General features: G+C 64.0%; 9 protein-coding genes. 1 reads left to right on the forward strand and 8 read right to left on the reverse strand.

The features are described 5' to 3' along the window. On the forward strand, positions 1 to 359 hold a 359-nt coding region (locus KFO72_RS40090; RefSeq protein ID WP_225034406.1), incomplete at its 5' end, for a CinA family protein. A gap of 115 nt (positions 360 to 474) precedes the next feature. Here KFO72_RS40090 and KFO72_RS40095 read toward each other — a convergent pair. From KFO72_RS40095 to KFO72_RS40130, 8 genes are read right to left on the reverse strand one after another with little or no spacing between them, the layout of a single operon-like run. Continuing rightward, a complete protein-coding gene (locus KFO72_RS40095) occupies positions 475 to 1,545 on the reverse strand; it encodes a UDP-glucuronic acid decarboxylase family protein (protein ID WP_225034408.1) in 1,071 nt (356 codons plus the stop codon). Between the two features lie 21 nt (positions 1,546 to 1,566). Beyond that, on the reverse strand, positions 1,567 to 2,523 hold the full coding sequence (locus tag KFO72_RS40100) for a glycosyltransferase family 4 protein (RefSeq protein ID WP_225034409.1): 957 nt from the start codon (positions 2,521 to 2,523) through the stop codon (positions 1,567 to 1,569). After that, on the reverse strand, positions 2,513 to 3,652 hold the full coding sequence (locus tag KFO72_RS40105; protein ID WP_412101831.1) for a glycosyltransferase family 9 protein: 1,140 nt from the start codon (positions 3,650 to 3,652) through the stop codon (positions 2,513 to 2,515). The genes KFO72_RS40100 and KFO72_RS40105 overlap by 11 nt, the downstream gene beginning before the upstream one ends. Next, positions 3,649 to 4,686: a glycosyltransferase gene (locus KFO72_RS40110; RefSeq protein ID WP_412101832.1), complete on the reverse strand. Its 1,038-nt coding sequence runs from the start codon at positions 4,684 to 4,686 to the stop codon at positions 3,649 to 3,651. Before KFO72_RS40110 ends, KFO72_RS40105 begins: the two co-directional genes overlap by 4 nt. Further along, positions 4,683 to 6,449, reverse strand: a complete 1,767-nt coding sequence (locus KFO72_RS40115; RefSeq protein ID WP_225034411.1) for a carbamoyltransferase — start codon at positions 6,447 to 6,449, stop codon at positions 4,683 to 4,685. The genes KFO72_RS40110 and KFO72_RS40115 overlap by 4 nt, the downstream gene beginning before the upstream one ends. A 5-nt stretch (positions 6,450 to 6,454) precedes the next feature. Further along, a complete protein-coding gene (locus tag KFO72_RS40120; RefSeq protein ID WP_225034412.1) occupies positions 6,455 to 7,657 on the reverse strand; it encodes a glycosyltransferase family 9 protein in 1,203 nt (400 codons plus the stop codon). Next, positions 7,657 to 8,283, reverse strand: coding sequence for a D-glycero-alpha-D-manno-heptose-1,7-bisphosphate 7-phosphatase (locus tag KFO72_RS40125; RefSeq protein WP_225034413.1), 627 nt, complete (start codon positions 8,281 to 8,283; stop codon positions 7,657 to 7,659). Before KFO72_RS40125 ends, KFO72_RS40120 begins: the two co-directional genes overlap by 1 nt. Positions 8,284 to 8,321: 38 nt before the next feature. After that, positions 8,322 to 9,614 (reverse strand): glycosyltransferase family 4 protein, encoded by a 1,293-nt coding sequence (locus KFO72_RS40130; protein ID WP_225034415.1) that lies wholly within the window; start codon positions 9,612 to 9,614, stop codon positions 8,322 to 8,324. Between the last annotated feature and the right edge of the window lie 426 nt (positions 9,615 to 10,040).

Here is a 10,040-nt window from a genome sequence, read left to right on the forward strand (position 1 = left end):
CGTATTCCCCGTCGGGCAAGGCGGGCTTCCTCGGCGTACAGCACGCGACCATGCAGGCACATGGCCTGACGAGCGAAGCCGTCGCCCGCGAGATGGCGGAAGGCGCATTGCAGCAGGAGGCGAGTTGCGCCGATGTTGCCATAGCCAACACGGGGGTTGCCGACGCATCGCCATCGGACGGACCGCCGCCAGGTACACCATGCTTCGCATGGGCGTACCGCATGCGCGATGGTCGCATCGTCACGTTTGCAGAAACACGGCGTTTCTCCGGCAGCCGCAACGAAATCCGTCATCATGCGGCTCGTTACGCGTTGTCCCGCATCGAGCATTACTTCAACACCTTGGGCTCGCTGCGTTGACCCGGCGTTGCGGCAAGGCGCGGCGCGGCGAATGCTGGCAACGTCTCCAGATGATTCATGCAGCGCACGATGAGCACTGTCCATAAGAAGTCAGATGCGTATCGATGCAAGCCGCTCATTCCGCTGTCGCACCATGCGAAGGAGAGCAGGTGCCTGCAGCGAGGCCGGTGTGTGCGCGTTCGCGCTGCAACACGGGCTCGGCGGGTCCGGTCTGCGTGGCCGCCGCACGTGAAACCGGATACGAATGCGCCGAGAAATAAGGGACCGTTTTCGCCAGGCCCGCCTCGAGCGAGGTCACGGGCCTCCATGCAAGCAATTGCGTCGCGCGCGTGATATCCGGCTGCCGGTGCCACGGGTCGTCGATCGGCAGCGGACGAAACTCGATTTTCGACTTCGAGCCCGTGATCTCGACGATCTGTCGCGCGATCTGCAGCATCGACACTTCATGCGGATTGCCGAGATTGACGGGACCGTCTGGATATTCCCGCAGGTTCATCAGCCGGATGAACGCGTCGATCATATCGTCGACGTAACAGAACGAGCGCGTCTGGGAGCCATCGCCATATACGGTCAACGGTTCGCCGTTCAACGCCTGCATCACGAAGTTCGACACGACCCGCCCGTCGGCGGGATGCATGCGTGGCCCATACGTATTGAAGATGCGCGCAATGCGGATGTCGAGTCCATGCTGGCGGCGATAGTCCATGAACAGCGTCTCGGCGCAGCGTTTGCCTTCGTCGTAGCAGGAGCGTGGGCCAATGGGATTCACGTGTCCCCAGTAGTCCTCCGTCTGCGGATGCACGCGCGCGTCGCCATACACTTCGCTCGTCGATGCCTGAAAGATCTTCGCCTTCACGCGTTTCGCGAGGCCCAGCATGTTGATTGCGCCGTGCACGCTGGTTTTCGTGGTTTGCACGGGGTCGTGCTGATAATGAATCGGCGACGCGGGGCAAGCGAGGTTATAGATTTCGTCCACTTCGACATAGAGCGGAAACGTGACGTCGTGGCGCATCAGTTCGAAGTTCGCGCAGTCGAACAGATGCGCGATATTGTCCTTCGTGCCCGTGTAGAAGTTGTCCACGCACAGCACGTCGTGTCCTTGCGCGACGAGGCGCTCGCATAGATGCGAGCCGAGGAAACCTGCGCCGCCCGTGACGAGGATGCGTTTGCGCGATACCTCTTTCATGATCGTGCTCCTGGCAAAATCTCAGGCCGTGACCTGAGTGAGCGTGTCGTGCCAGTCCTGCACGAAACGGTCGATATGGAAGCGCTCCAGCGCCGTGCGCCGTGCGTTTGCGCCCAGCACGCGCGCCAATGACGGATCGCGAAGCAACATATGCATCGAATCGCACAGCGCCTGGTTGCTGGTATGAATGAAGCCGTTTTCGCCATTGCGGATGACCGTCGACAGTTCGGTCGTCGCAAGGCCGACAACAGGCATGCCGATCGTCATTGCCTCCACGACGGCAAGCCCGAGGCTGGTCCAGCGGATCGGATTGAAAAAGAAGCGATAGCGCGCGATAAATGCGGCCAGTTCCATATTGCCGATCTCGCCGATACCGCAGCAACTCTGCGCATCCATGCCGACCAGATCGAGCGGCACCTGCGAGCGCATCTGCGTGAACACATCCGCGCCGAGGCGCCGCCCACGCTGTGCGAGATGGTTAACGACGACGATCCCGCACTCGCGTTCGCCGCTATAGCGCACGCCTTCGGGCACGACTACGCCATGCTCGATCACGCGAGTGGGCGTCGCGCCGCAATCCCACATGAGCTGGTTGAAATGCGTGACGTGCACGAGCAGCGTGCCGGGGTCGTCAACCCAGTGCCATTGCTGATACGGGTTCTCCATCGGCGGATCGTGCTCGATGTACACCCGGGGCAAGCGGCGCTGCGCGGCGGACAACACGTTTTCGCGGTCATGCTCCCAATGCTCGCGATGCTGGTACAGCACCACGTCGAAATCGCGTGTCGCCACTTCGTCGATCCCGACCTCATGCACATTGCCGCCCCACGGCAGCGAGCCGTTCGCACCTGCGTAGCCGGGCGGGTAACCTGGCTTCGTGACGAGAAAGAAGTCGTGCGGCGCCTGGCTCAAGTAGTACAGGTAATTGCCGTGGACATGCCAGGTCAGCACCCGCAGGCGGCGGCAGCTATGCAACATGGCGGGTCTCCTCGCGAATCGGAATCACGGTCGCCTTCGCCGCGTGCAGCAGGCATGATGCGGCGGGATGCGCGCCGGGGTCGCGCGCGAGCATCGCGCGGGCCGTGCTCGTGACCTGCGGCACGGAGACGTTGAGCGCGCATTCGTGTCCATAAGGACAGGTGCGATATGCACAGGGGCGGCAAGACGGATAGTCAGCCAGCACGCGATGCCGCTCGTGGTCAAGCGGCGCCCAACGGCGCGTGTCGCTGCCCGACGCGATGACCACGCTCGGCGTGCGCGTGGCAGCCGCGATGTGCGAGATGCCCGTGTCGTTGCAGACGACGAGCCGCGCCCGCTCGACCAGCGCGGCCAGCGATCCCAGCGAGGTCGACCCGGCGAGATGCAGGGCGGGCGCTGCCATCAGTCCGAGCACGGCAGCCGTCAGCTCGGCTTCGCTGGCCGTGCCTGTGATCGCAATCTGCCAGCCGTCGGCGGCAAGCGCGTCGGCGACTTCGGCGAAGCGTGCCACCGGCCAGCGTCGCGATGGCAATTGCGCGCCGGGGTGAATCAGTACGAGGCGATGCGGCTCGATGCCGTGAGTGGCGACCAGCGTGTCCAGTTCGGCCTGGTCGGGCACTGTCAGGTCGAACGAGAGCGCATCGCTTTCCCACGGCGCGCCCATCGCGTTGGTCAGCGCGAGATAGCGGTGTGGCTCAGGCAGCATGTCCGGCCATTCGATAAAGCAGCCAGAACGCTGGATCTCGTCATGCTGCACGAACCCCGCATTGGCGCGCGCACCGAAGCTGCAAACGATGTCGTTCGCTACGCCGCCGCTGCCGTGCAATTGAATCGCGAGATCGAAATGCCGTTCGCGCATCGCATCGACAAACGCGGGCAGTGCAGTCTCGTCTTCACGCTGTTCGGGAAAGCCGGGCGCACCCGGAAATTCGATCAGTTCGTCGAGCAGATCTGGAAAGCGGTCGACGAAGGCATGTGCCCAGGGCAGACCGATCAACGCGATATGCGCACGCGGCGCGGCGCGGCGGAGCGCACGGAGGGCGGGCACGCTGCACAACATGTCGCCGAGTTGCAGCGCGCGGAAGATTACGATGCGCTGGGGGTCGAGTCGTTCGAAAAAGGAATTCACAGGAAGAACACCTTGTAGCGGAGCGCGCCGCGCAGGCGCCAGTAGATGGACAGAAACGGAATCAACGCAGATGTCCATGCCATTTCGGCAATATGTGTCAGGTCGCGGCGCGTATGACGCAGGCGCGCGCCGCAAAACGCCGCAGTCAGCACAACCCACACTGCGAGCGCGAGCAAGGCCAGACGCTGCTGGCCTGCGAGCGCTGCGATCACGGCGCACAGCAGACTCGCCACGATCGCGTAATAGCGCAGCGGCGGTCCCGTATCGATCCGCTGCCGGTACAACGCGGGATGCTTGCGATATAGCAGCGCCTCGAACTGGCTCTTCTTCTGCTGCGACAGACTTACGCCCCATCGCGCCGGACGGACGGGATGGACGACCACCGCCTTATCGGCATGAATTACGCTGGCGCCCGCTTGCAGCATCGCGAATTGCAGGTCCGAATCTTCACGCCATGCGGACGTGAACCGTTCGTCGAAACCGCCCAGCGCGGCAAGCCGGGCCCGGCGCACGAACGCATTGGCCGTGGCGAACTCGGCGCGCGCGAGGCCGCTTGTATCGAGTTCGTAATCGGTCGGCGCGTCCGGCAGCGGCACCACGATCGCGCCGGACGCTGCGTCCGCGCCCGTGGCAAGCGCGTCGATACCCGCTGTCAACCAGTGTGGATCGGGGATCGTGTCATCGTCGGTAAATGCGATGAGTGGATACCGCGCAGCACGCCATCCTGCGTTGCGCGCGCCGGCGGGGCCTTGCGTGGCGGTGACAGGGATATAGCGCACTGTCATGCCGCGGACCGATGCGCACCGTTGCGCGAAACGTTCGACGGCCTCCCGCGTCGCGTCGTCGGGACCGTCGTCGCACACGATGACCTCGTAGCGCGTCACGTCAAGGTCTTGTGCGGCCAGCGCAGCCAGGCAGATGCCGAGTAACGCGGGCCGCCGGTACGTCGGCACGACGACAGAGATCGCATCATGCATAGGTCCAGCCGTCGCACCGGATGCCGCCGATATTGCGCCGTCAGTGCGTGCGTTCATCGTCCAGCCTCATTTGCCGACGCGCCCGTCACGCCGGAACCCGCCTTCTCGACGATGAACGGGCCGATTACGAGCGCGTCGAGCGGCGAGGTCCAGAACGATTCGACCGCATCGCGCGGCGAATTGACCATCGGCTCCCCGCGCGTGTTGAACGACGTGTTGACCAGCACGGGCACGCCCGTGCGTTGCCGGAACGCATCGAGCAGATCGTAGTAGAGCGCGTGCTGCGCGCGGTTCACGGTCTGCACGCGCGCCGTGCCGTCCACGTGCCGCACGGCTGGAATGCGCGCGGCCTGCTCCTCTCGCACATCGAACACGAAGAGCATGAATGGCGCACGCTGTCCACCGACGAACCAGTCGGCGGCGTGTTCTTCCATCACCACGGGCGCGACGGGCCGAAAATCTTCGCGGTCCTTGATCTCGTTGAGCTTGGCCTGCATGCCCGGGTCGGTCGGCGAAGCGAGAATCGAGCGGGCGCCCAAGGCGCGTGGCCCGAATTCAGTGCGCCCCTGATACCAGCCGATCACCTTGTTCGCGGCGAGCATGTCGGCGGTTTCGGTGATGACATCGTGCGCTCGCCGGTAAGGAATCTTCGACCATTGCAGAAAGCGCTCGATTTCGTCGTCGCCGTACGCAGGACCGAGATACGCATGATCCATCGTCCAATGGCGAGTGTCGTCGCCGCGCTCGCGATAGTCCGTCCACAAGGCTGCGCCGAGCGCCGTGCCCGCGTCGCCGGCAGCAGGCTGCACCCATACTTCTTCGTACGGCCCGAGATCGCGCACCTTAGAATTCATCACGCAGTTGAGCGCGACGCCGCCCGCCATGCACAGCCGTGTCAGCCCCGTCTGCCGATGAAGCCAGCGCGCGAGGTGCAGCACGGTTTCTTCGAGCACGCATTGCAACGAATGGGCAATGTCGAAGTGCCGCTGTTCGAGCGGGCCGCCGCGTTCGCGCGGCGCGCCGAACCGTTCGACGAGGCGCGGCGCATCGACGGTATAGGTGCCGTCCCGCTGCGTTCTGACGATCTCGCGGAATTGATCGACATACGCAGGCCTGCCGTACGACGCGAGGGCCATCACCTTGTACTCGTCCGACGAACGCAGAAAGCCGAGCCATGCAGTCACGGTCTCATACAGCAGGCCAAGCGAGTGCGGCAATTCCACCTGGCGCAGCCGCGTGTACTTGCCGCCGACGAACTGGCCCATACTCGTGGTCACGCCTTCGCCGCGCCCGTCCATCGTGAGCACGGCGCTATCCTCGAAGGGACTGGCGAGGAAGGCGCTGGCTTCGTGCGCGAGGTGGTGATCGACGAAATGCCAGCGGAATCCGCTGGTGCGGTCCACGTCCCTGAAACGTTTCGACAGATGATGCGGTGCGCCGTCGAGCAGTTGCGCTTTCGCATTTGCGACGTAGCTCAGAAAGAGCGGGTCCCACGGCGATTGCGATGGGTTCGTGATCTTGTGCAGCGTGGGATCGAACGGCAGCGCAATCGTCGCGCCCGGCTCCTTCGGCATACCAGCGAACAGTGCCGGATCGTACGAGTAGGCAACGTGATCGACGTCTTTCAGCGTGATGCCCGCTGCGCCAAGGCAGTAGTCGATCGCATCGAACGGAAGTTGCCAGGTGGAAAACGGCACGGGCCGCTTCGCATGCTTGACGTGCGTGAACCGTTCGTCTTCGGCAGCGGCCAGCACGACGCCATCGCGCACCAGAACGGCGGCGCTGTCGTGATAGACCGCATTGATTCCGAGTGTGTACATGAGCGTCATTCCGTAGGGGTTGCAATTGAATGGTCGGCGGGCGGCGCAGAAACCGGCGCCGCGCCTGTCTCATCGATCAGCGCCAATGCAGCGTCGGCGACATCGGCGGCCGATATGCCTCGCAGACAACGGTGATGTATCTCGGGGCACACGCTGCGATAGCACCAGCGGCATTCGACGTCGTTGAACAGCACCCGGTGCGGCGTTTGCCAGGGGCCATGTTGCGGATTGGTCAGCGCGTATAGATCCACGACAGGCGCACCCAGTGCCGACGCGATATGCACTGGCCCGCTGTTGTTCGAAATGACCACCGTAGCGCGCTCGATCAGCGCGGCGAATGCGCCGAGTTCGAAGGCGTCCGTCAGGTCGTGCATGAACGGCCGCACGCAAGGGCCGGCGGCATGGATGAGCGCATGCGCGAGCGGCGCCTCGCTTTTGCTGCCCGTGACCAGCACGTTCATCCCTGTCGCGCGCACCAGTCGCGCGGCCGCTTGTGCAAACTGCTCGACGGGATAACGGCGCGATTCGGCGCTCGCACCCGGATGAATCACCGCGTAGGGCGTATCGGCATCGATGCCGCGCCGCGCGAGAATCGAGTCGAGGGTCCTGCGATCGATGGAGCGCAGTTGCATGCGCATGCGCGTGTCGACGGCGTCCGCTCCAATTGCCTGCACCAGCGATAGCTGCCGCCGGACCTCATGCTGCACGCCATGCTCGGGCTCTGTCTCGCGCACCCAGTCGCTCAGCAGCGCATACGGGTTCTCGCGACAACGCGCGAGCCGCCGATGAATGCCCGCGAGATAACACATCGTCGCGGCGGGCATGGGATTCTGGCTGTAGACGGTGAAGATCACCGCGGCGTCGAACTCGCCTTCCTGGAGCCTCTGCTGCATGGCGAAATCGGCGGGATGCGAGCGGGGCGGGCGCGCACCTGCCCAAGGCGCGTCATAGCGGATGACTTCATCGACATCGGCGAGAAAGGGGGCGACGGCGGCGCCCGCAGGCGAAGTCAGCAAGGTCAGATGACGGTCCGGGCAGGTACTGCGCAGTGCCCGTAACGCGGGCGTCGTCATCAGCACGTCGCCGAGATTGTCGGTGCGCACACAGAGAATTCGCTTTATGTCGCTGTCCCATCGCGTAAGCGGCGCCGCCGCCGACACGCGCGCGTGAGCGGTAAGCGGTGGTGGAACCAGTGAAAGGCTCTTCATCACGCCGCCCGCCCGGGAACAGCGCACGTGTCTGCGAGGGAACGCTCGTGATAGTGAAGAATCATCAGCACCGCGCGATGCAGATCGCGCGCATAGGCGGTGGGCACGCGGGCATGCGAGCGGTCCCATACCGTCTCGTGACCGTTGTCGAGCAGGATCGTCTTGCACCCGGCAAGATTGCCGGCTTCCACATCGTCGAGAATATCGCCGATGAACCACGACGTGCGCAGATCGATCTTGTGTTCGCGCGACGCGCGCAACAGCATGCCGGGCGCGGGCTTGCGGCAGTGGCAAGCCCGTGCGTATGCGGAGACTGAGCCGGCAGGGTGGTGGGGACACCAGTAGACGCCATCGAGCGTGGCGCCGCATGAGGCGAACATGTCGTGCAGCTTCGCTTCGACAGCATCGAGCGACCCGATCTCGAAGCGTCCGAGCGCGACGCCGCTCTGGTTGCTGATCACGATCAGCCTGAACGGGCAGCATGCCAGTTCGGACAGCGCCTCGCAGGCGCCGGGCGCGAACCGCATGCGGTCGGGGTCGACGTTATAAGGGTCGTCTTCGATCAGCGTACCGTCCTTGTCGATAAAGACAGCCGCCTTTCGATGATCGACAGAAGGCGTAAACATGGGCTACCTCACGTGGATTGCATTCGAACGATGCGCCGCTAGCGCGCAGCGCCGCCCGCCGCCGACCGCGGCGTTTCATTGACGCGGCTGCGAGCGGACACGGTGTCGATGTCGGCCACGCGTGCGTACACTGCCCGCAAGGCTGCCGCCACGCCGCTCCAGGTGAACTCGGTACGCGCCCGGGCGAGGCCCGCCTCGCCCATGCGTCGGGCGAGGGCGGGGTCGCGCTGAAGTGCTGCGAGGCGCATCGCGAGCGCAGCAGGATCGCGCGGCGGCACGAGCCAGCCTGTTTCGCCTTCCTTGACCGTATGTCGTATCCCGCCGACGTTCGCGCCGATCACGGGCGTCCCACATGCCATCGCTTCGACAGGCGTAATGCCGAATGGCTCATACCACGGCGTCGTGACGAACACATCCGCTGCGCTGTAGAACTGACGCAACTGTTCGCGTCCGCGCCGTCCGACGAAGGTCGTCGCCTGTTCGACGCCGGCATGCCGCGCGATGCCGCGCAGCCTGGCGATCTCAGGGGTGGCGATTTCGTTCGGCGCATCCGAATTGCCGCCGACTACATATAGCTGCGCATCGAGACCATGCCGGGTCTTCAACACGCCGACGCCGCGAATCACATTGTCGATACCTTTGCGCTGCACGATCCGTCCAAGCTGCAAGACGATGAACCGATGTTGCGGCCATCCCAGCGAAGCGCGCGCCTCGTTGCGCGGCATCGGATGGAATTCGTCTGCATCGAATCCGCACGGCACGATCTCGACGCGTTCGGCATCGGCCTGATAGAGGTCGACAAGATCCGCTTCATCTTGCGGGCATTCGGCGATGACGGCATCCGAATGCCTGACCAGTTCGTCTTCGATCGCGAAGCGTTCATCCGGAAAGCCGTCGTCGCTTCCCTGATGAAGCCGGCGTACGCGCCCAAGCGCATGAAAAGTCGTGACGAGCGGAATGCCCAGTGCGCGTTTCACTTTTAGCCCCGCAAGGCCGGACATGAAGAAGTTGGCGTGCATCACGTGATAAGGCGTACGTTCGCGCCGGAAGAAGCCAGTCAGAAAGTCCGCGAACTCCCCCATGTAGGGCAGTAGCGCTTCCTTGGGAAGCTGCAGTGGCGGCCCCGCCGGCACATGAATAACGCGCACGCCGTCCATGTTCGAGATGACCGGCAACAATGCCCGGTCGCGTCGAGTGAATACATCGACTTCGTGACCGCTTCTTTGCAACTGGCGCGCAACATGAGCGACATAGATGTTCTGACCGCCGCTATCGACGCCGCCCGCAACCGCAAGTGGAGACGCGTGTTCGCTGATCATGGCAATTTTCATCGTGGTCCCCTGGGCAGGTGAGGGTGTGGCGAAAGTGGAGCGCTACATGTCCGGCTCGCATGCCGGGCAGCGTACGTCGTTGTCTCAGCATCCGCTGTGCCGAACGTTGAGCATGTGCGTTTTCAACGTCTGGCGAGCGGCGAAAAGTTCTTTCTGGAATCGCGCGCGCCTCGAAGCGCTCTGGCGCGCCCCGAATTACACGCGTCATGTAAAAAGCGCTGCGCGGCAGAACTTCATCTGCAAGTGAATGCCGCGTGCTGACGGGCGTGGCGGGCGCGCTGCGATTCGCGCGCGGGTGTTTCGTCGAGCAGGACCGGATAGGGCGATATCGGGATCGAATCTCGCTCGCCTCACTTCGCGCGCACGAAAGCGCAACTCACCGGACAGGACGATGAACCCGACCAACGCAACGACTCGCGCGCAGAT

The sequence above is a fragment of the Paraburkholderia sp. XV genome, assembly GCF_020177535.1.
Lineage (GTDB): Bacteria > Pseudomonadota > Gammaproteobacteria > Burkholderiales > Burkholderiaceae > Paraburkholderia > Paraburkholderia caribensis.